Origin of the sequence: Pseudomonas sp. AAC, from assembly GCF_000725445.1 — a bacterium.
GTDB lineage: Bacteria > Pseudomonadota > Gammaproteobacteria > Pseudomonadales > Pseudomonadaceae > Pseudomonas > Pseudomonas citronellolis.
In genome coordinates, this window is sequence record NZ_KL647097.1 from 14,007 (window position 1) to 36,759 (window position 22,753).

At 55.7% G+C, this 22,753-nt stretch carries 14 protein-coding genes and 4 pseudogenes; 11 read left to right on the forward strand and 7 right to left on the reverse strand.

The features are described from left to right. Window positions 1-75: 75 nt before the first annotated feature. From FG99_RS32105 to FG99_RS31345, 4 genes are read left to right on the forward strand one after another with little or no spacing between them, the layout of a single operon-like run. Window positions 76-1,356 carry an N-6 DNA methylase gene (locus FG99_RS32105; RefSeq protein ID WP_156060074.1) on the forward strand — a complete coding sequence of 427 codons (1,281 nt, stop codon included), beginning with the start codon at window positions 76-78 and terminating at the stop codon, window positions 1,354-1,356. Further along, a complete protein-coding gene (locus FG99_RS31340; RefSeq protein ID WP_177330902.1) occupies window positions 1,353-3,602 on the forward strand; it encodes a sensor histidine kinase in 2,250 nt (749 codons plus the stop codon). Before FG99_RS32105 ends, FG99_RS31340 begins: the two co-directional genes overlap by 4 nt. Before the next feature lie 4 nt (window positions 3,603-3,606). Continuing rightward, a complete protein-coding gene (locus FG99_RS32110; protein WP_156060075.1) occupies window positions 3,607-4,251 on the forward strand; it encodes a hypothetical protein in 645 nt (214 codons plus the stop codon). Next, a complete protein-coding gene (locus tag FG99_RS31345) occupies window positions 4,252-4,887 on the forward strand; it encodes an HNH endonuclease (RefSeq protein WP_081884620.1) in 636 nt (211 codons plus the stop codon). 407 nt (window positions 4,888-5,294) lie between these two features. Here FG99_RS31345 and FG99_RS31350 read toward each other — a convergent pair whose 3' ends face one another. From FG99_RS31350 to FG99_RS13830, 5 genes and pseudogenes are all read right to left on the reverse strand, one after another. After that, complete coding sequence (locus FG99_RS31350) at window positions 5,295-6,128, reverse strand: phospholipase D-like domain-containing protein (protein WP_177330903.1); 834 nt, start codon at window positions 6,126-6,128, stop codon at window positions 5,295-5,297. 4 nt (window positions 6,129-6,132) lie between these two features. After that, on the reverse strand, window positions 6,133-8,364 hold the full coding sequence (locus FG99_RS13815; protein ID WP_043270396.1) for a hypothetical protein: 2,232 nt from the start codon (window positions 8,362-8,364) through the stop codon (window positions 6,133-6,135). 1 nt (window position 8,365) lies between these two features. After that, entirely contained in the window at window positions 8,366-12,565 is a 4,200-nt protein-coding gene (locus tag FG99_RS13820; RefSeq protein WP_043270398.1) for a DEAD/DEAH box helicase family protein, read from the reverse strand. After that, on the reverse strand, window positions 12,562-15,366 hold the full coding sequence (locus FG99_RS13825) for a hypothetical protein (protein WP_177330904.1): 2,805 nt from the start codon (window positions 15,364-15,366) through the stop codon (window positions 12,562-12,564). The genes FG99_RS13820 and FG99_RS13825 overlap by 4 nt, the downstream gene beginning before the upstream one ends. A 58-nt stretch (window positions 15,367-15,424) precedes the next feature. Beyond that, window positions 15,425-15,670: pseudogene (locus FG99_RS13830) on the reverse strand (transposase); the annotation flags it as partial. 197 nt (window positions 15,671-15,867) lie between these two features. Between FG99_RS13830 and FG99_RS13835 the strand changes: the two are divergent. The 6 genes and pseudogenes from FG99_RS13835 to FG99_RS13860 all read left to right on the forward strand — a co-directional run bounded on the left by FG99_RS13835 (window position 15,868) and on the right by FG99_RS13860 (window position 20,540). Beyond that, entirely contained in the window at window positions 15,868-16,140 is a 273-nt protein-coding gene (locus FG99_RS13835) for a hypothetical protein (protein WP_177330905.1), read from the forward strand. A gap of 99 nt (window positions 16,141-16,239) precedes the next feature. After that, a pseudogene (locus tag FG99_RS13840) lies at window positions 16,240-17,215 on the forward strand (DUF932 domain-containing protein). 155 nt (window positions 17,216-17,370) lie between these two features. After that, window positions 17,371-17,772: a hypothetical protein gene (locus FG99_RS13845; protein ID WP_043270405.1), complete on the forward strand. Its 402-nt coding sequence runs from the start codon at window positions 17,371-17,373 to the stop codon at window positions 17,770-17,772. Between the two features lie 131 nt (window positions 17,773-17,903). Then, a complete protein-coding gene (locus FG99_RS13850) occupies window positions 17,904-18,908 on the forward strand; it encodes a YqaJ viral recombinase family nuclease (protein WP_043270409.1) in 1,005 nt (334 codons plus the stop codon). Window positions 18,909-18,988: 80 nt separating this feature from the next. Next, window positions 18,989-19,906 (forward strand): annotated as a pseudogene (locus FG99_RS13855) (hydrolase or metal-binding protein); the annotation flags it as partial. 298 nt (window positions 19,907-20,204) lie between these two features. Further along, window positions 20,205-20,540, forward strand: a complete 336-nt coding sequence (locus FG99_RS13860) for a hypothetical protein (RefSeq protein ID WP_043270411.1) — start codon at window positions 20,205-20,207, stop codon at window positions 20,538-20,540. Between the two features lie 30 nt (window positions 20,541-20,570). On the opposite strand, the pseudogene FG99_RS13865 reads toward FG99_RS13860, so the two are convergent. Then, a pseudogene (locus tag FG99_RS13865) lies at window positions 20,571-20,918 on the reverse strand (helix-turn-helix domain-containing protein). Window positions 20,919-21,192: 274 nt separating this feature from the next. Next, complete coding sequence (locus FG99_RS13870) at window positions 21,193-22,176, reverse strand: aldo/keto reductase (RefSeq protein ID WP_043270413.1); 984 nt, start codon at window positions 22,174-22,176, stop codon at window positions 21,193-21,195. A 244-nt stretch (window positions 22,177-22,420) separates the two neighbouring features. Here FG99_RS13870 and FG99_RS13875 point away from each other — a divergent pair, with 244 nt between their 5' ends. After that, a complete protein-coding gene (locus FG99_RS13875; RefSeq protein WP_043270415.1) occupies window positions 22,421-22,753 on the forward strand; it encodes a carboxymuconolactone decarboxylase family protein in 333 nt (110 codons plus the stop codon).

Here is a 22,753-nt window from a genome sequence, read left to right on the forward strand (position 1 = left end):
CCTGTATATTTTGCACATTAGACATGCCCAGGTCACAGGCATACAGGCGTATACAGTATCAAACTAGGATGATAGATGGAAGACTTTGCAAAATACAACACGAAACTTGAGCAAATCTTTCATTTCTGGACGCATGAATCCGACCAGAAATTCAAAAACAAAAGTGCCATAACCGCCCAAAAAGTCAGAGAGTTAATTGATATAACCACTCTACGAGAGTCTGGTGTTTTTTTTACTAGCGACTATCTTGCAGAAAAAGCCATAGATAACTTCAACAACCCCATCACTGGAGAGTCTTTCATTGTCGACCCAACATGTGGCTCGGGAAGCCTACTTGTTGCTGCATCGAAAAAAATGCCCATAGCCGACTCTGCTAGCGCAACACTGGAGCAATGGGGAAAGCAACTTTGTGGTTTCGATATATATTCTGAATTTGTTGAGTGTACAAAACTCAGAATCGTATTAGAAACTCTAGTGCGGGGTGCAAAGCCTGACAAGAGCCTCAAAGAACTAACAAAACTACTTAGCAATATCCAGACAGGCAACTGCCTCGAAAATAAAGAAATCATATCCAAGGCAACGCACCTAGCGCTCAACCCGCCATACAACAACTCTAGAAGCGCTGTAAAATACAGCTGGGGTAGCGGAAAAATAAACAATGCCGCAATATTTTATTTCGAGCTATCTTTAAGCCTCAAAAACGGCTGTTCAATATCAGCAATTCTACCCGACGTACTAAGAAGCGGAAGTAGATTTGAATCTTGGCGCATTATTGTTGAGGAAAGATTAGCAGACACAAGAATCTCCACTGAAGGTCGATTCGACAAGAACACTGACATTGACATATTTCTTATAAATGGCGTAATAAAAAGATCTAACCACCAGAATATACAATGGCAACCGAAAAACGATTATGACCACGAAACTCACTCGACAATAGGCCACTACTTTAAGATTTCTGTCGGAGCAGTTGTGCCTTTTAGAGACCCTCATGAGGGTCCTAATTACTCATATATACACCCAAAAACTTTACCTAAATGGGGAGAAGTCAAGAAAATCCCTGAGAAAAGAAAATTTTTAGGAAGGGTTTTCCAGCCGCCATTTGTAGTGATACGAAGAACATCTGGCCCCCGCGACAGACACCGAGCAGTCCCTACCCTTATACTAGGGAAGCGATTAGTAGCTGTCGAGAATCACCTTTTGGTGCTAACACCAAAAGATGGAGACCTCCGTTACTGCAGAGAATTACTCGAGCTACTGAAAAAAGAGCAAGTCAACTTATATCTAAACAATAGAATTCGTTGCCGCCACCTGACAGTCTCAGCGATATCAGAAATCCCATGGAGCATTCAGTGAAAGTACTACTAGATGAATTGCCTTTTGAGATAGCTGCGCGCCTCCCAATTCAACTGGGTCGTCAAAGCATATCTAGCTCTATGGTTGCGATTTCAGAATTAATAAAAAACTCATATGATGCCGGTGCCAAGGAAGTAATACTAGAATTTATCGAGACCAGCGACAACACTAAGTCCATGCTCATCACAGATGACGGTGAGGGGATGTCATTTGATGAGATACAACAAAATTGGCTGATAATCGGCACAAGCCATAAGACTCAAAAAGAGAAATCAGAAGACTCTAGCAGGGTCCTCACGGGAGCCAAGGGTCTAGGTCGCCTTGGGGCAGATCGGCTTTGCAGATCTCTCCTTCTGCAGACAAAGCGCACGGATGACGATTATGCAATTGAGCTAGAAATCGAGTGGAGCGCATACGAAAACTCCGACAGAGCGTTGTCTCAAATCAAGCACAAAATATATAAAGTCACCTCACCAATAAATGATGAGCTCGGGCAATTCCCTCAAAGTAAAAAAAGCAAAGGAACAAGAATAATCCTAAAAGATCTAAAAGATAGCTGGACACCAGACTTACTACTAGATCTCAAAAAAGAGCTATCACTGCTAGTATCTCCATTTGATGAGATTGGAAATTTCTCCATAAATATAAAGTCCGGGATATCTACTGTAGATGGGAATGTATCTAGCACTTCAGCCATTGACTATGCTCGCTGGGTAGTCGAAGCCGAGCTCAACGCCGATCAAATTAATGCCACTTTTAAATACGGCCCTGATGGTAGAGAATTTAAAGTCGAGGCTGAACCATGGTCAAATTGGATTAAAGACCGACACCCTGACTCTTCCTGTGGCACTTTACGATTCAAGATGTATTTTATTCCCTGGGATGCTCCCGGCCTAAAAAATCTAGACTTAACCAAACGGAATTGGCAAGAATTCATGGCTGCAAATCAGGGTGTCCGTATATATAGAGACAAGTTTAGAGTTCGTCCTTATGGAGAGCCTTCGGGCAAAGGTGACTGGCTTGACTTAGGAATACGCCGAGCCAAAAGTCCTGGAGGTGTAAAGCAAGGTGGATGGAAAGTTGGTCCACACCAAATTGTGGGTGCAGTTTTTATTAGCCGACAGTCCAACCCACTGCTTGAGGACCAAACTAACCGAGAAGGCATCGTGGAGTCGGAAGCCTTTTATGACATGCGTGCATTCTGCGTTAAAACAATTCAAACCTTTGAAGGGTTTGCACAGAAAGTCGCAAGGGAAGAGTCTGAGGATTCCGATACCGAAGAAAAGAAATCTTTGGCAAAAAAAGCCATTACCGACACAACACTAGTTGTTGAAGAATTTAAAAGCAAAATATCAGAAAGCACAGAAAACAATAGCCCTCCTCCGCAAGAATACTTAGAAAAAATTATAGAAATTGAGTCGAAACTAGCTGAAGCAGCTGCCAGATCAAACGAGCTGGAAGTTCATCTTGAACAAAAAGCTGAAGAACTAGAAAGCGAGAAAGACACATTAGCCAACTTAGCATCTTTGGGCATTTTGACTGTATGCTTCGGCCATGAAGCAAAAGAGTTCACAAATCTATCCCTAGTAAATGCCAAAAATCTAAAAAGCAATTTCGAGCTTGGAACTTTCATGCTGACTCCACCCTATGATGAAGAGTTCAGCAAATGCCTCAACACAATTATATCCAGCACTGGATTTGTTAGAAACTTTGCCTCCTTCGCACTGGGCAACATAAAGCCTGACAAAAGAAAGCGAAAATCGACTAGCATAGGCAGAATCGCCACCGACGTATTTAAATCTCTAAAAGCCTCTTTAGATCGGCAAAATATTGAGTTCGACGTTTCTATAGAAACTCAAAAAAAGATTACAGCCTTTGAAATCGACTTAGAAAGCATACTCGTCAACCTTATTTCAAATTCAATATGGGCATTAAAGAGAACCCCAATTGGCCAAAGATTTATTTCCATAAAAGTCACTGAAAAAGACGACAATTACTTAGAACTAAACTTCGCGGATAGCGGATTTGGCTTAGAGAGCGGAACCGAAGAGTTAATCTTCCAGCCAATGTACAGTACAAGACTGGACAGAAAAGGGGCCGTAGAAGGAACCGGTATGGGTTTGTCTATTGTGAAAAGCTTTGTGGAAAACCATGCAGGCGGCAGTATCATAGCTATTGCAAATGGTAGGCTCGGTGGCGCTGAATTTCTTATAAACTTCCCCACCCTCTTTACTAGAGGCGAATAAATAGATGCCCCAAAATGTGATCCTATACATTGATGAAGAACAGATTGCCCTTGATTCGTACAGCCAAGTACTAAAGCGGCAATTATCGTCTGATCTTGAGATTATCTGTTCACAGCCTCAACCGACGCTCGAACTTATGGTCAAGCATATATTTAGAATGCGAGACCGCATCGTATCGATAATTGTTGACGAGCACCTTGAAGTCGCAGGAACTGCGGACTACATTGGAAGCGAGCTGGCTAACGCATACAGGCAAATAGACACTAAAATTCCGATTTATATACTTAGTAATCACGTCGACGAAATCGACGAGAATCTCCACAGTGTAGAATACATCCTAAGCAAGGATGATTTCGCTGATGGCGGTCCAGCACTTGAAAGCGCAACAAAACGAATCAGTCGCCATATAAACACCTTTGAAAAAATAGTGAATGAGCGAGAGCAGCGCTTTGCAAGCCTCCTAAAAAAATACATCTCTTCAGAAATTAGCGAAGAAGAGTCAGACGAACTAAATGAACTAAAAATCTGGAGAGAGGCTCCTACTGCACTCGAAGAATTCACTATGACCATTGAGCTCAAAAAGCAGTCAGACGAGCAAGAAAGAATCCTCCTTGAGATAGAAGAGATCCTGAAAAAGGATGATACTTAAATGTTTTACCCAAAACTCACGAGGCGCGATGAATACAAAAAGACAAGCCAGGGAAATTACTATGCAAATTACAAAGAGTACTATGAAGAAATAAAGGAGGACTGCAAAGAGCGATGTGTCTACTGCGACACGCTTCTATCCGAGCAAGGAGGCGAAGGGTTTCACCTTGATCACTTTAGACCATCAGCACTTTTCCCCGAACTATCAACCGACCCTAATAATCTTGTTCTTTCTTGCTCTAAGTGCAATATCTTCAAATCGAAAAACTGGCATACGTCAGACCTCATACCGGCATATACCTCACATGATGGAGTTTCCGGCTTCATTGATCCTTTCCAAGAAGGACTCTCCAATCACTTCTCGGTTTCACTCACAGGCAAACTCTTAAGCACCAGCAAAGTTTCTAGCTACATGATCGAGATCCTCCATCTCAACCGAGAGTCGAGACTACAAATTAGAAGGCGAAGATATATTAATTATAGAGCCGAGCAATTAAGCGTGAGGATTGACCAAAAATTAGCCACCCTAATTAAATTCATGGAAGAGGATAACTACGATAGAAATACGGCACGCTCCATGGCTTTATCGATAAGAGAAGCAAAGAATTTGCTAAACAAACTACTATTCCACTCATGAGCCCATTATTCAATGCCCTTTCGAACAAAACCACTGTACCTAGACACCTCTCACTCACTAAAACGGATCGGCAAAACAGTGCAAAGAGATTATCTATAGTAAAGCTCGGAAAATTTTTCTCGCTTAGTTTAATTTTTTAAAACACTAGAGCACAGTCTGCCTCGCGGAGTAGAATGAAAATTTTGGTACTCCAATGATGCATCTCAACCACTTGCTTGACCAACAGAGGGAAATTAAATCCACTCAATTTCTCCTCTCCCATTTACTAACTCCCGGATAAGTGTCCGAGTGCATTTTAGAGCATGCCAGTGCGACACTGCTTGAAAAACTATCCAAACCAAAAATCTTGATTTTCGCACACGGGAATTCTGAGTTCATATACTGCAACGGCGGAACCGCTCCACCCACTAGGCCATCACTCCTGAAACAGCGCGAATGGCACACAGCAGAGTAGCGATTCGAGCCGCAGCTTTTCCTCGCACATATAGCCCAAGCTCCAGAGAGTACTCGAATGACCACTGATTCAGATTAGACGAGCCCACATAAGCAGCCGCATCGTCTGCGAGAATTACTTTTGCGTGGAAGGTTTCGTTGCCTGGTGCGTCAGGACGGTCAAGGCGAAAGTTAAGCACTTTTACGCCAAGGCGAGAAAGGTCCTCACGGACGAATTGTAATACTGCTGGGGGGTGCCCTTCTTTATTGGTGCGCAAAATGAGGCATCTGTCCGACGCAGATGTACGCTCAAAGAGATTTAACACAACCTGCGCGCCGACCTCGTCGAAAAACGGCGTCATCACACAAAAGGAGCTACTTGCAGATTCTGCAATAGCCGGCAGTAGCTGCCTGGTATCCCTGAAACCCCAGCTGCCCTGGAGCATTTTCTCAAGCTGCAAGGAAATTTGGCTCGGAGCAGGTGGTTTCGTCAGCACCACCTCCACTATGTCAGCATCGCGGTAGACACGTGTGCGATACAGTCGCGCGCCAAGCAGCAAGGGAGCCAGCTGTGCTGCGAAGGCGCAATCACGCACCTGCCAGGTGAGCGGCGTTGACTGCACGAACACCCCACATGCTTGCCCGGCAATCAATGAACGCTCAACGTCGGCAACTCGCGCCTGTGGCAGACCGGCACGCGTACAGATGGAGTGCAGGTCCAAAGGCACATTAAATGAGCCTTGCCCGGCTGCTTCGCACAATGACGCACTTACCTCGCAATGAGGAGCTAGCGCGTCAAAGGCGCTCAACAGTTCACCCCTCATCGGTTTCGTTGATCACCTCGAGGAAGCCATAGATGCGCTGCCCCTTGTGTGCTGCATCCTCACGGGGTGGCGGGCCGCCCTTTAGCACGGCACGAGACAGCAGCTGGTTCTGAGCAATGCAGGACGTCTCGGGAATCATGATACAGTCGGGGCAAGCTCCCCCAGCCGTATCACAGAGTCGACCCGAGTTGCAGCGATGTGTCGAAGCTTCCAATAAGCGAGAGAGGAACCGATTATGTTCGTTCCGCCACAGCGATGATAGGTTCCCCAAGTCCATGGTCGTGCCATTTCGATAGATCACGAAAGCAAGGTCCAGCGGAAAAATGTATTCCCCCATAGAGCCTAGATCTAAGCCCGACAACTCGGCTACGTTCTTCATAAGCACGTGCGAGTAGGTGTGCAACAGCGTGTATACGTAGCGGTAGGTTGACGCGTCCCCTTCTTTCAGGAGAGAGAAGTAGCGCCCGAACGGCTGCGCCACCTCCAAAATCCTGCCGCCCAACTTGACGGAACTGCTCTCATCCCAGCTCGGCAGGTCCGACACCCCGACAGCTTGAAGCCACTTGTAAACAGCTCCCGGATCGAGGCGTACGTACAGCGCCTCGTTGGCCTGCGTGACAACGTAGATGGGCCTCTTACCGCTGCGTAACGGGTCGAACAGCCTCAATCGAACAGGCATGTCCTGGTTGCGCTTGTCCAGTGTCGGAGTCGCAGAAACTCGCGTATATCCGTGAGTAAAGCGGCACAGGTCGAACTCGCGAATCAACCCCAGGTCGGCGATGCCAAGCTTGACCATTAAGCGCTGGGTTTCGGCCTCCTGGGCTGCCTTGGTGTTCGCGTCCTTCGGTGCAAGGTCGTTGTCCAGATGGTTGAAGCGCACAAATTTCGCACGCACCCCGTCAGGCAGAACGGAAAGCTTGCCCCTATTCAGTGCTTCGTGCTCAACTGCGAGGACGAAAGGGTCGAAACGGCTGGTGTACTCGCTACGCAGTGAAAGTTGCACATTGACTGCTGGTGGAAGTTCGACATGTGGCCGCACGAGCGGCGGGTCGCCGGTGGTCCATCTTGTTACGAGCTTCTTCAGCTCGCTTTCCATCATCGTTTGAATGGCTGTATCCCCTGAGCCACTCGCAAGCTGATGCATCCGGGAAAGGGTCTCGTACGACTCCCACTCGCTGACCTTTCCTGCTGCGAGCAAAGCCTCTCTCATCTCATCAGGTGTGAGCTCTGTGCCACCGAATCGAAACTGGTTTCCGATAAAAGCAGCGAGCTCGGCGTTACGTTGCGGCTCAAGCATCGTGATGAGCTGATGCTCCGACTCTGGGAAAAGTACAAATTGCTCTGACTGCGCATAGTACGCTGATGACGCGCGATACGAGATTGGCTCCATGCGGCGTTCGCTAACGCGCGCACTGGATTGGTTTCTCAGGAGCCCCGTCGTGAACGGGTCATTTTGGCGCCACTCATTGGACCCTTTATGCCCACACGTAGGGTTGGCGCAGTAGAAATGCCACTGACCGATGCGAGGCGAGTCGGTATTGAGTTTGAAGTCGCTTCCGCCGCATACATTGCACTCTTCACCATAGAGTCTCAGAGCGTTGTTGCGGTCATCCCACTCCCATCGACCAGGAGTTACAGGCATCCACTCACCGGACCAGTGTACAAAGATGACATCGACCTGCCGCCATTGACACGGTCCACTGGCATCAGCGACTGTGCAACGGGTCTTACGCAACTGATCCATGCTCTTAGCTAGCTCGTGGGCTGACTTGAAACGCCTGAAGAGCCGGCACTTGTTGCAGACGAAAGTCAGCGGGGCCGGGGCATACCCCATTCGCAACGGACTCAAGAATGCCAAGCGGTCAGCGCTCAACGGGATCACCGCGGCCCCCTTGAGAAGCGACTCATCCAGGCATTGATGAGGGTCGATTTTGCGCGTGCTATCGCCTACACCAAATGATCGAGCGAACCAACTCTGCCAAATTTCCTGCAATCTCAGGATAATTTGAGATTTTGTTGCCGGTTGAATTGGTGCGTCGTCTACTGTTGCCGAGAGGTCCGGAATGGAAATGCACGCGCCCAGGCCGCCTTCGAAGGTGAAGAAGGCTCCAGGCGCATAGGCGGACCCCAGCTGCCCTCTCGAGCGGGCCATTGTCGGCGCGCTAAGCGTTTTATCGTCATCGTCATCGTCAGTTGCCAGGAAGCCTCTGTGTGCCGCCATCTCAGTCCCCCGTCTGCGCGTTGTCCGCGCTATCGCTGTTAGACACACCGTGGCGAACGAGGTCCATCACCAACTGGACCTCGCCAAACGACTGGTTGTAGCCGGCCACGTCGCGAGTCGAGGCCTGGATGACGCCGCCCTGATCCACATCGCGTAACGATGTCATCGGCTTGAGCATCAGGTCCGTTTGGCCTTTGAAGTACCCGTCCATGGTACCGCTGCCCCAGACCGGGCTGCTCCATGTATTCACGATGAGATTGCGGGTCCTCTGGTCGATGCGAACACGGTAATGCTCCTCACCTTCGGGCGAGAACGCACTGCACAATCCCACCGCGAGCTCAACAAACTTGTCGATTTCGTCGATGAACGCATCGCCTCGAGAGTTGAACTCCTTGCGTACGTTGGGAATGAAGCTGAAGTCAGGCGTCTTGCCTTTCTCGTCCTCTGGCAACCGAATCAGCTCGCGACTGGGAACCACGCCCAGCAGGTAGGCCTGGAACAGGCTAGGAAATACCCGTTCGATAGCCCTCTCTGCCCAGCGGTCGATGGCCGCCGGTTGAACCATCCGCTCCAGGAAGCGATGGAAGATATCGAACACGTGCACGATGTGCCGGTCGCGGCGACGCTGAGGCGTGGGCACCAGAACGACAAAGCCGATGTGCGTACGTCCGACGCGCGAGGAAGCCTGGATGTACTCTGCGATATCCGAAGGCATACCGGCAAAGAACATCGAGTTGAACTCGTCGACGTCGACGCCGTGAGAGATGGCTGAAGTCGCGATTACCGAACGCAGCTGTTCTCGCAACGGTGGCAGAGGCTGTCCCGGAGTAACCCGAAGTTGCGCGGTATCTACAACACCTTGTATTTCGCCTTGCTCCACCGAGCCGGTGATGAGTCGGGTGTCCAGCCCCTCCAGGCCGATGCCTTCATTGAGGTGCCGCTTGCGCGTCTCCTCCACCTCGGCCGCCATGATTTGGTCGCCACCCTTCTTGTTGGTGACGTAGGTCAACGCAATACGATGAAGATCAACCAGAGTAGCTAACTCCGAAGCGCTGGCAGCGGATAATGCCTGCCTATGAAGCCCGTGAAGCGCCCCCAGAGAGACATGGTCCATCAGCACTTGGCGCGCAGACTGAAACAGCTGCTCGACGCCGCTCGTCAGGTTGTCGAATAAGCGGGTTATTGTCAGGTGAAAGCTAGATAGCACCGCGACGCTGGTCGATGTGTGCGGCTTGCCGTTGGTCATGAAGGCCGTGTACACACGGGCCTGCCTACTTGCCACCTCAATGTCCGGATGGGTCTGACGGTGTGTTTCTGCGGCCTGCGCAGGCTTCGCATAGAAGGACTCGTAAAGCGACGGGCCAGGTTCCGGGAACTGGGTTGCCGGAATTGAGCGCTGGTAAAGGTGCTCCAGCTGCCTCTCGGGGTCGGATACCGTGGCAGAGGCTGCGATGACCTTGGCCCGACGCCTACGACCTTGCTCGTCTATTGCCACCAGGCCACTGAGTGGCTTGGCGAGGTATTCGAAGACCGCATCCAGCGTGGACTCAAACAGGCCGGCAAAGGTGCCCAGCGATTCGTCGAGCAGGTGTGCCTCGTCCTGGATGATGAGGCTTGGGAACGGGTCGTGAAAGAGCCGCCTGCCGGACTTGTAGGCGGGATATACCCCGTCCATACCCTTGGCAGCTGGTCCCGCGGACAGGTCACGATTGTCGGTCGGTACATGCAATCGTCCATTGGCCGGATTAACCCAAGGCGCAGCTCCGAACATCGCGTAGATGCGTCGGATGGTTCGACTCGAATGGCCGATGAGTGCCAACTTGTCGACCGTGCCTAGGAGGACGGATGGAGCCAAGTCATAGATGTCGTCATCGACAATGTAGAATGGCAGTGGCCTCCACTGGCCCTCGTTGGAGTCGCAGTGGATGTCGGTGCAAACGTGGCCCAGCGTCTGATCTCCATGATCGACGAATAGTCGCAAAGCGGTTTCGCAGCCACAGAACGGGCACTTGGGAAGCTTGCGCCATGCGCGCATGGCCGCAGAGTACTTGGAGTCATTCTCCCGAAGGGCCAGCTCGTCAGCCAGCACAGGAGGCACTGACGAGACGGTCGGTATGCTCTTGACCCCCTTGTCACTATGACGGTTCGGGGAGCCCCCGCTGCCGACCCAGAAGCCGATGGAAAGCGGCCCTCCTCCGTACCCGTGAAGACGGCGGACTCGCTCGCCGTGTGCCAGCACGCGCGCGCACCGCTGGGCCTGCTGAATCGTCAGCAGCCTCAGCGGGTATCGAATTAGGGCGGTCACCCCGCGGTGCTTTCCCCTCAGCCGGTCAAACAAGAGATTGAAGACAAGGAGCCCGAAGAACGCCTCGGATTTGCCGCCACCGGTGGCAAAGTACAGTAGCGTGACGGCGTCGTCTCTGTGCTCATCGTAGAAGTGTAAGAATTCCGGGGTGCGCGATACTAGTGCGGGGATGTTGGCGATAATGAAGGCCAGTTGAAACAGGCGCCACTCGTTCGCGTCGCCCCCAAAACGGGCCTTCATGAAGTTTGCCATCGACTCGTTCATGGCGAGCCAGGCTTCATAGACGACTGCCTTCGGATCAGTCTGGGGGCCGCGCTTACACCAGGCTACGCGTGATTCCTCCAAACATTTCAGCCCCGCAGCTACCGCCTTCATCTCGGAGGCCCATTTCTGCTGGTCCAATTTGAATGCCTCTTCTTCGCGAGCTATGCCGGCCGTGTCAGAGGGATCCAGCCCTTCGGCGGGATTCACCTGCGCGGGAAGGCCTTCGAGCCACTCCTGCATTGCTGGCACTAGCTGTGCCAAGCTGTCCAGTCCGCCTGGCTGCGAGAGCGCACGCACTCGGCACTGGACCCCATTGGCGTTCGTAGGAATGATGCGAGGCTGCGTATAGCGGGGTGTCCAAGTTGTCTCGAACACCCGAATCAAAGGGTCAGACTGCACTTGCACAACGCCACCGTTGTGGCCCATAGCCGGATAGGCCAGGTACTTGTTGTAACGGTAGGACGGATCGATTCGCTCCAGTTTCAGCGCGTGATGAAGCGTAGCCGGTAGCTGTGCCCGAAGAGACACAAGGAAAACAGCCTCTTCCGTCTCGTCGACATGCTGGCCCGGCATGTTGCTGATGTTCTCAAGCGCAAGAAAGAAGCTACGCTTGCTGGGGTCGATCCAGTCGGTGTGCAGCTCGAGGTTCCAATTCAACTGAATCTGCGGTAAGGCGATGCGCAGCTGCGACTTGCGAACCAAGTCAAGAAAGTCAGCCCACTTGGTGTATTGGCTGGCAGGGATGGTTAGCTGATGTCGATATCCCCAGGCCTTGCCCCCCATGTCCGGGTCGTCGCTTTCAGCCCAGTCCTGCAGCCGCTTGGCCACAGCCTCATTCATCCGAGCAGCGTGGCCCTCTATGTCGCGCTGAATTGCTTCTTTGGATTTAGAAGTATCAAGCTCCAGCGACGGAAGCTCTATATCCAATCGCATCCACTTGTGTGGGACGGCTAATGGTTCGAAGTGCTCGTCCTTGATAGGAAGCGTTTCCCCTGCCTGGACAGGCATCCCTTCTCTCGTACTTTCACCAAGAGCATCAAGATCGCCCTGCATCTCATCGGTTTCGGTCGTATCCTGCGGGAGCTCCGAGGTGAGCAGGTGCCTGGGGATACCCTTGGCCGCGTAAACTTCGTCGACAACCTTGACACGGATTGCCGCCCACCCTGGATGCTTCCACTTCGAGGCGTAAGCTCCTTTAACTTTCTCCCACTCTTCGTCCAATCGACGGTTGCGTCCGGCTCTAATCTCGTCAACCACAGCCTGGCGCAGCATGAAAACTGGCCGGCAGTTCGGCCTCTTGAGATCCTCCTCACGCGGCAGAACTCGGACATAGACACTCAGCCTTGGAAACACCGTCATCACCGAGGGATCAACAGCATTGAGCTGCATCTGCAAGCCGTGCGAAGAGACCCAGATGGGAGATGTCACCTCGTCGTCTCCGGACGGGCTGCGCTGGGGCAATAAGAAGCCGGAGTTCAGAAGTATCCTGGGGCGGGCGCCGAATAAATACTGACCAGTAATCCCTTGCCCACTGAGTTGTGCGTACGTCAGGTTGAGGAGACTATCGACGACAGCCTCCTTGAGAGTCGAGGAAATTTCAGCGGGATCGGCACGAAGAATGGACTGTCTCATTGCTGCGACTCCTGGAGGGGGGCAACGTGCTCGACGGTGGCAACGTTCTCGCGCGCCTTGCTGAACAGCGAGATCAGTGTTTGCCGCCTAATGTTTGAATTGGCCATGACAGATTCGGGCTGCAAGAGCATATATGCATAGATGTCAGCGACATGGCGGCCATCTAGCCGACGCGAGTTGCGCACAGCCATGATTACACGCTGCCACTGGTAGGCAGCCTCCAGCGCAGAGAATCCAAGCACCTCTGCGAACGCCTTGAAAGCTGCTTCACGCAGCGGCGCCTGTGGGCGAAGCTGCTCAAAAGGCGTGTCGGGCGAACGCCCGAGGTCAATCCAGAGACGCATAGCCGGAAGGCTCGGCAGCGTACTTTCGAGGCTTGGATTGAGCGCAATCATCTTCTTGCGAATCGCCCGCACCTTGTCAGACAGCGCGGTCTGCGTGAACCGCTCCGCAAGGCGTTTTTGCACCTGTTCGTGATAGCTGCGCAGGGCTGACTCAAACGTCTTGTCTGATTGGATGGGCACGCCGGCGTCACGAAGCACTTGCTCGACCCTTTCGCGCAAGTCGGCCGACATAATGAATACCTTATCCCCGACATCCAGGGACCGAACCTGGCAAGACCTGAACCCCGCTTCTGTCGCAAGCTGCGAAGCAGGGTCGTACACATATACCTCCGACGTGTCATGGCGGTACTGGGTGACTCCGGTGTCGAACCGAATAATCCAAGAGCCCGGCTCGATATCGTGTTCGTTCGACGTGATATTCGATGACAACTCGACACGGAAAGTGGGAAGCACATAGTCGCCGGTAGAAAGGACCGAGGCGTTCTCCGGCAAATCCTTCAGCTGGCGCAAGATGGATTCCATCCTGGGCTTGTAGGACTTGAACTCTGGCATTTGCTCGACAATAGGCTTGAGAGTAGCGCGTAGGAACTGACCTGCACGCTGAGTCAACAGAAGTACAGAGTGCGCGGGGATGCGGTTGTCCGTCAGCAATAGACACAGGCAATCCTCATTGAGCCCGGCGAACACGAGTGTGGAGCCTTGCAGCGCATCAAGGTGCTCTTCGAGATGTGGCGCAGACACGAGATGTACGCGCTCGAGGAACGAGTCGTAAGTTGCACCTTCCGGATAGTGTTCATACTCGATAAGGAAACGCTCAGCCAGGCGCAGGTATAGCGCGTTGGTAAACACGATGGCCACGCTGCGCTTCTTTCCTGTCGCGGCGGTCGCGACAAGCTCGGCTAGCTTATGAGCAAACGGGGTTGCCTCATGGTAGTTAGCGAACAGCCGCGAGCTGCGATCTAGATAGTCCATAAGTACAGGACGGTGGTCTCCCACACCGACATTGCGATCGAACTCGTGAACAGCTCCCATGTGCCCGGGCCAGTCGAATGCGGCGCGCGTACGGTCCGAAACATCGAGACCAGCTAGGTGCTCCGATAGGTGCCGAACGCCACAGGGCAGCGCCGCCAGGCGAGAAAGAAACACGGCTACGTCAACGAGCGGCCTGGCGGCCTCCCTGCCTCCCGGCGCAATGTTGGCAATGTGTATGAACTTGTTCGCCGCTTTAGCCGCATCTGCATCTACGATATGGACATCGAACTCGCGCGGGGCTGGGTGCAGAGTTTCCTGAACGCCCTCTGCCAACAATCCCACGCCCCCTGCAGTGCTGGGGATGCCCGAAATCCTGAACTCGTGAGGCGAGTGCCATCGACTCGCCGAGTCACATTTGTGGTTTTGCTCCCAGAGCTCCGCCTTGAGTCCGTAAGCAGCGTGCGGCTCATCGGTAACGACGATGATCCCCGGCGGGCAACCGCGAAAGACGTCCTCCAACATCAGGCAGAAACGCGCCAGCTGTCGCTTCCATCTAGGGGCCTCGAGGCGTACAGCTCGTGTGGCTTGCACTATCACTACCTCTGGAGAGCCGAGTTTTGCCAGAGCCTTACAGGCCTGGCGAAGCTCGCTGTCGGACATTCGCCCATCAAGTGCAAAGAGAGCATCCGGCGCAGTGCGGGGGTCGCCCATGATGACACTGTTCATCTGCAAAGCCTCTTTGGTATTCCCTCGCCTGGAGAGCTTCGCTCGAGTATGCGCAAGTAGCTGAGCGTCGCAGGGTTTCCACTCCCTGAAGTCAGGTGCAGCTAGGTAGTGAGGTAACAGCTCTCCAATCGTTGGATTGAAGCACTCACCCAGGACTTGACGAAGGCTGCTGTCGTTCAGCCAGAAGTAAAAGGGATCCTTGTCACGCATCGACCTAGTGACGCGTGGGTTGTCAGCAACATCCACCAGTTCCTTGACAATACGAAGGATGCTGCCCCGGTCAAAATGAATGTGGTTGAGACAATGGAAGGCATTGGTCTTGACGGGGAAAAGCAAGCCGCGCACACCTTGCTTGTCACCTTGATGCCACCGGGTCAGCGTGGCGAGTGCGTGTATAAGGGGAAGGGTCTTGAGCGATGCCGGCCAGACCAACGCGATGTGGCGCGAACGGTGCTGAGCCGCATGCAGGTATAAGTCTGCTAGCGCCACGAGCGCCCTTGAGGGTTCGCAGGGCTGGAGACTGCCGTCCTGAAACAGTGGAACGAGAGCTTGCTGGGTGCGAGGCACGACAGGAGGCGGAGGCCCCACTTCGCGTAAAGCATTTGCAGCCTGGCGCACACGGGGCGGCGGCGCATGCTTTGTGGGGGTGGTGAGTTTTTCCTCTGCGGCAGCCTTGCGGGCTGCTAGCAGACTCGCCAGTCCTTCGCGTCTTCGCTTCTCGGCTTCCCTGAGATCGCTTAGCAACTTCCTTGATGCCATATGTCTTGAGCCGCTTCCTTTAGGCAGTTTCCAGCGTTTCAGAAGGATAAACGAAATATCAACTACCCTTCCAACGCATTGCAAGGGTCGCAAGCCACTGCGTAGCACTGTTTGAGTACGCCTCGCGCTCGAGGCGGCAACTGGACTGGAAGCAGTTTAGGTAACCGTAGATATAAATGTTCAACAGGACGGCTGGAAGGTACGCAGGGCGGCCAGGGGCGACGGGCACCACTCCATCGAAACCCAGCTTGCCAAGATCAATCTCGTCGACGAACACATCGACCACCGGCACTGAGCTGGTGTCCACGTATTTACACAGGCCGGACCGCTTGCCGCTGGCCACGATCAGCGGCTTTGGGCTTTCTACACAACAGCAATTCGATTCAAAAAAATCTCAGACTTACATCACTGCCATGACATACCCACCATGGAGGCTTCCCAGCTATGTCATTGCAGTGCCCTCGCTGTAACTCTCCCAAGATCGCAACCCTGCATCCCGCCATGAAGATCGGTGCTTTGGTCGGCACGGTCGGTGGCGCTGCGCGCGGCGCATCCGCCGCTCTTGCCGGCGGTCAGGCCGGTGCGGCAGTCGGTGCTATCGCTGGCCCATTGGGCATCACCCTCGGCTCGTTGTCCGGCGCCATTCTCCGCGGCCTGACCGGCGGCGTCGGCGGTTGTGCGCTCGGCGCCCAACTCGGCGACCAATTGGATCGCCACGTGCTCGCCAACAACCTCTGCCTGATCTGCGGGCATCGCTTCAACCTGTCGACCTGATCAGCTTCGTTCTTCGCTCCCCTTCCCTTTTATCCCTTCCGCCGGTGCTGCGCGTTGCGCAGCGCTTTATGCCGGCTATTGCTCACAGGAAAACTCATCATGGCTCATCTCATCGAACGCATGGCCTATGTCGGCGAAGCCCCCTGGCATGGTCTGGGCAGCCGCCTTTCCCCGAAACAACCGCTGGAAGTCTGGCAGCGCGAGGCCGGCATGGACTGGCAGATCCAGGAAAGCCCCGTCCACTTCAAGGCGGACGCGGTCGGTCATCTGGGTAGCATCCACTCCTTCCCCGAACAGAAGGTGCTCTACCGCTCCGATACCAAGGCACCGCTCTCGGTGGTCTCCCAGCGCTACCAGGTGGTGCAGCCACGGGAAGTCCTGGAGTTCTACCGCGATCTCACCCAGGTCTCTGGCTACGAGTTGGAAACCGCGGGTGTGCTCAAAGGCGGCCGCAAGTTCTGGGCGCTGGCGCGCACCGGGCAGAACACCTCGCTGAAGGGCAACGACCTGGTCAATGGCTACCTGCTGCTGGCCACTTCCTGCGACGGCACCCTGGCCACCACGGCAACACCAACCACCGTGCGAGTGGTGTGCAACAACACCCTGACCATCGCGGTCGATGGTGCTACCCGGGCGATCAAGGTGCCGCATAGCACCCGTTTCGACGCCCAGGCCGTGAAGAAGCAATTGGGTATCGCCATCTCGCAATGGGACGAGTTCATGTACCGCATGCACCACCTGGCCGAACGCAAGGTGCAGTGGCACGAGGCAATGGGCTATTTCATGCAGGTGCTCTGTGATGCCCAGCCCAACAATCCGTTGCCGGATGCCTTGCCGAACGAACGTGCGCTGCGTCGGGTGCAAAGCCTGTACGAAGGCCGCGGTCGTGGCTCGAAGCTGGAAGCTGGAAGCTGCCAATGGCACTGCCTGGGGCCTGCTCAATGCCGTCACCGAGTACATCGACCACGAGCGCCGTGCGCGCAGCAACGAGTACCGCATCGACTCGGCCTGGTTCGGCCAGGGGGCAGTGATCAAACAACGCGCCCTGGATGCGGCCCTGCAGTTGGTGGCCTGACGGCCGTTCCCTCTTCCCGTTGTCCCTCTTCGCCCAACCGGTTCTGCGGCTGCGGCAGTAGTTCCGTAGCAGCCGCGGTGTTGGGCATTCCCTTCCACCCGCCGGGGTTCCGCTCCTGTGGAGTGGGCTCCGGTATTTCATTGGAGACCTCTCTCATGGGCTGGCTGTTCTCATCCCGTACCCGGGCAGAACTCATCCAAGATCTGATCCGCCCCGAAGACACGGCACGGGCCTATGTTCGTGTGCTTGTGCATACCTTGCGCGGCAATGTGCTGTGGTCGGTCACCGAAGTCACGGCGAAAACCGAAGGCGTTCACCCAGACCTCGCTCCCGGCGAGTCCATGCGCTACATCCGCTGTGATCTGCTGCAACGCCGTGGCGGTGAGTGGGGGTACAAAGCCATGGACGAGTCCATGGCGCCGTACTACTACAGCTGCCCACTGCGCTATCTCGATATGGCCAAGGAACTCTCGCCCGGCTGGCGCGAGAAGGTTCGTGCTCATCACGCACAGCGATGTCAGTTGGCGACCGCCGTGGCCGGTGGTGCAGCCCGATAAGTGGGCGTGATCGCAGCGCCGCCTGGATGCGGTCCTCCCGTTGATGGCCTGACGGCCATTGCTCACTTCATTCCCCCGATGCCCGACCAGTTCTGCTGGCCGGGCATTTTTATGTCCGGAGAAAAATCCTCATGACGCATGCCCATTCCACGCCCAGTAAGGCACGGCAGCGCCCTGCTCTGCGCCTGGTCGGCACCAAGGAGCTGTCTCGTGACGACTGGCTGGCGGTACGCAAACACGGTATCGGCAGTTCGGACGCGGCGGCCGCGGTCGGCCTCAATCCCTACAAGTCGCAGCTGGAGCTGTGGCTGGAAAAGACCGGCCGCGATGCCGGGCTGCCCAAGAGCGATCCGAACGACGAGGAAAGCCCGACCTACTGGGGCAACATCCTCGAGCCCATCGTCGCCAGCCACTACGCCCGGCGTACCGGCAACCGGGTGCGGCGGATCAATGCCGTGCTGCAGCATCCCGATCCGAAGCTGGACTGGATGTTGGCCAATATCGACCGCGAGGTGATCGGCGCCAGCGACGTCCAGATCCTCGAATGCAAGACCGCTGGCATCAACGGAGCCCGTCTGTGGAAGGAAGGGGTGCCGGTGTACGTGCAGTTGCAGGTGATGCACCAGCTAGCCGTCACCGGTAAGCAGGCGGCTGACGTGGCAGTGCTGCTCGGTGGCCAGCACTTGGAGATCCATCGCATTGAGCGCGACGACAAGCTCATTGCCCAGTTGATCGAGCTGGAGCGCGACTTCTGGGGCTACGTGCAACGCGATACGCCACCGCCGGCGGATGGTTCCGACTCGGCGGAGCAGGCCCTGCGCTGCCTGTACCCGGAGGACCTGGGGCACACCCTGGACTTCACCCAGGATCCGCTGCTGTCGGCAGCCTTCGATGAACTGCAGGTAGTACGCGCCGACCTAGAGTTGCAGGGCAAGCGCGAGGCCGAGCTGAAGCAACAACTGCAGCAGGCCATGGGCGATGCCAGTCGAGCGCTGTTCGCCAACGGCGCAGTGTCCTGGCGCAAGGCCAAGGACAGCGTGGTGCTCGATGTGTCGCGGCTGCTCAAGGAGAAGCCCTACCTGCTGGCGCGCTACCCCACCACCAAGGTCGGTAGCCGGCGCTTCCTGATTACCTGATTTCGATCCCCCCCTTGATCACCTCGGCGTCTCCCCCTGCGCCGGGGTGGTCTTTTTTATTCATCCACTGGAGAACCACCATGCTCAAAGGCTTGGCCATCACCCCGCCGGTGCTCGGGCGGATTTCCATCGGCAAGGTCGTCGAGAAGAACGGCAAGCGTCTGCCGGAGAAGGACGATCAATTCACTCTCACCTCGCAGGTCCAGTTGCGCGATGGCTGGCTGCCCCATCCGCTGGACGAGGAACTGCGTAAAGCCCAGGGCGGCAAGATCCGCAGCATTCCGATCCGCCTGCTGTTCAACGCGCCGGAACTGAATTTCCGCGCAGAGTACTGCCTGTTCGATCGGCAGTCCGGGCGGCCGCTGTGTGTCGGCAACGGCGAGACCTGCAAGCGCCGTGGTCAGGACGGCATCGCCTCGCTGCCCTGCCCTTCGCCGGATGGCTGTCCATTGGCCAAGGGCGGTGCGTGCAAGCCCTACGGGCGTCTCAACGTGGCCATCGGCGACGAGGATCCGCTGGGCAGCTTCGTGTTCCGCACTACCGGTTTCAACAGCATCCGCACCCTGGCGGCCCGGCTGCAGTACCTGCAGGCGATCTCCGGCAACCGCCTGGCGTGCCTACCACTGGAACTGCGTCTGCGCGGCAAGTCCACCCGGCAGAGCCACGGCTCGCCGATCTTCTACGTCGACATCACGGTACGCAGTGGACTGTCGATGGAGGAAGCGCTGCTGCAAGCGCGGGAGCTCGATGAAGCGCGTCAGGCCTCCGGCTTCGACCAGGTGGCGCTGGACGCCACGGCACGGCTGGGATTTGCCAATGGCGCTTTCGAGGACAGCGACGAGGAAACGGGGGCCATCGCCGAGGAGTTCTTCCCGGAACCTGCTCCTGAATCGCCCCCTTCAACTGCTCCTGCAGCAGAGCCACACACCGCACCGAAACCCACCCTGTCTACGCTGCTGAAAGCCCGCGCCGAAGCCCGGGCCCAACACGCCGCGGAGAGACATCCGCGGCGTCACCCCCATTCAACCTACGAGGAGGATCGCGCCATGAGCCTGGTGCGCTTTATTGGTTTGCTATTCGTGTTCATCGGTGTGCTGACCAGCTGTGCAGTGGCCGTTGCATTGCTGGTGCTCATGTTTCGTTTCTGGCCGCTGGCGCTGGTCCTGTTCCACCGACTCCTCCAACGGCTCGGGCTCCGCATTTCCCTCTAGTCCCGTGACGGCATAAGCAGGAGCCGTCGGGACTCCTACTCGCCGATTTCTCATCTCAACTTTCCGCCTAACAGGAGCACTCACCATGATCACACGGTGCCTGATCTGTAACTCTTCCGTGGTGCTGTCCAAGGATGCTGCCAAAGCGCTGGCCCGGCTGATGGGCACGCTGGACGGTTTCTTGCGCGGCATCCAGCAGTCGCCTGCCCGGCAGCAACCGATCACCTCGGACCTGCATTGCGAAAGTCCGCTGGAGCACGCGTTCAACCTGATGCTCGATGGCATCTGCGGCGCGGCGGCGAACTGGAACAGCACCGGCGATTTCATTCGCGATGTGCGCCGCTTCCAGTTCATGGAGTACGACTGCCTCTGCCTGCGTTGCGGGGCGAAGTACAACGAACAACCCGTACCTCGTCGCTAGCTCAATCTTGCCTGGCTGAAGTGACGTCCCTCACCCGCGACTGAGTCGCTCGCTCAAGCGCTCCACCATCTCTACGACCAACTGACGGTCGCCCTCCTCCAGGGCATTCAGCAATCCGCTGATCCGCGTGGCCTGGTCATCCGGACGCTAGCTGGCCTCGCTCAGCAGTTCCATCGCGTTGCAGTTGAAGATCGTCGCGAACTCGAACAGCCGAGCAATGTTGGGCATGACGATGCCGCGCTCGATACGGGATACCGCTTCATTGCCAACGCCCAGGATTTCCGCCACCTCGTCCTGCGTCATCCCACAGCGCATGCGCTGCTTGGCAATCGCCCGCCCTACCGCTTCAGCCAGTGCTTTCTGATCCGTACCAACCATGATGCCTCTCCCATTCAACCTGAATGGTTGGGCACCACCTCATTGACATGAAGAACATCACAAGTCGAGAACTACCTCAAAAGGTTGATTTTCGACCTTGTTGGCGCTCTTTCTCATCCGACACAAGGACCTGTCTCATGCACAAACAGCTTCTCCTGACCACCCTCCTCAGTTGGACAGTCGCCACTACAGCACTCGCCGGAGCCTACGAATTGGCAGAAATAAGCCCTCTCCTTTCCGCTCCATCCGAAAGCGCTAGCAACTGGACGACCTGTCATCTATCGACCCGTTGCTGAAGATGAGCCGGATAGCGCTCACCGACGACCTCGATCTGCCGCAGTGCGGCGTCGATGGCCACGAGGTCCGTGGCGTCCAACGCCAGGGTTGCCGCGCCGAGATTCTCCTCCAGACGGTGCAGCTTGGTGGTACCGGGAATAGGCACTATCCATGGCTTCTGCGCCAGCAACCAGGCGATGGCGATTTGCGCGCGAGTTGCGCCCTTGCCCTCGGCGATGCGGCCGAGCACCTCCACCAGTCCAGCGTTGGCCTTGCGGTTCTCCTTGGAGAAACGCGGCACGATATTGCGGAAGTCGTTCGTCGAGAATTGGGTGTGATCGTCGATAGCCCCCGTGAGGAAGCCCTTGCCCAACGGGCTGAAGGGCACGAAGCCGATGCCCAGTTCTTCCAGCAGCGGAAGGATTTCCCGCTCCGGCTCGCGCCACCACAGCGAGTACTCGCTCTGCAGTGCCGCCACCGGCTGTACCGCATGGGCCCGGCGGATGGATTGCGGGCCGGCCTCGGAAAGGCCGAAGTGTTTCACCTTGCCCTCGCGGATCAGCTCACCGACGGTGCCGGCCACATCCTCCATCGGCACATTCGTGTCGACGCGGTGCTGGTAGAACAAGTCGATTCGATCGGTCTTCAGGCGCTTGAGCGAAGCCTCGGCCACCGCGCGGATGTTCTCCGGACGACTGTCGAGGCCTAGGGTGGTGTGGCCCTCCTTGAAGCCGAATTTGGTGGCGATTACCACCTCGTCACGTACCGGCGCCAGGGCTTCGCCCAGCAACTGTTCGTTGGCGAAGGGGCCGTAGGCCTCGGCGGTATCGAAGAAGGTCACGCCGCTGTCGAAGGCGGTGCGGATCAGGCGGATACCGTCGTAACGATCCACCGCTGGGCCGTAGCCATAGCTCAGGCCCATGCAGCCTAGGCCCAGCGTCGATACCAGCAAGCCGTCTCGGCCCAGCGTGCGTTTGTCCATCGGATTCTCTCCTGTATCGGCAACGGGCGGGAACGCCCGGCAAGTCGTCTGCGATGAACTTTACCCAGAGACCTGCGTGTCGATTAGACGGAAAAAGCCGCATTCGCCTATGAGCGTATCTCATGTATCTACACCCTGAATTCATGAGCGCACCTCATAGGTCCAAGTGCATTGCGCCCCTTAATCGCTGGACTGCCGAGGTCTAGCATGGGCCAAGCCGTTCACTCGCCAAGCGGAGAACACCATGAACGAACGTCCTTCCACCGCCCACAAGGCCTTCGGTGACATCGCCCCGGCGCTGGCCGACTACACCGACCAGGTGTTGTTCGGCGATGTCTGGCAGCGCCCCGGCCTGTCGCCACGCGACCGCAGCCTGGTCACCGTGGCCAGCCTGGTGGCGTGCTACCAGGCCAACGAACTGCATTTCCACCTCGGCAAGGCGCTGGACAATGGCCTGACCCGCGAAGAACTGATCGAGGCCATCACCCACTTGGCCTTCTATTCCGGCTGGCCCACGGCCTCCACCGCGCTGGCCGTTGCCCCCCGGGTATTCGCCGAACGCGACGCCACCGTCTGA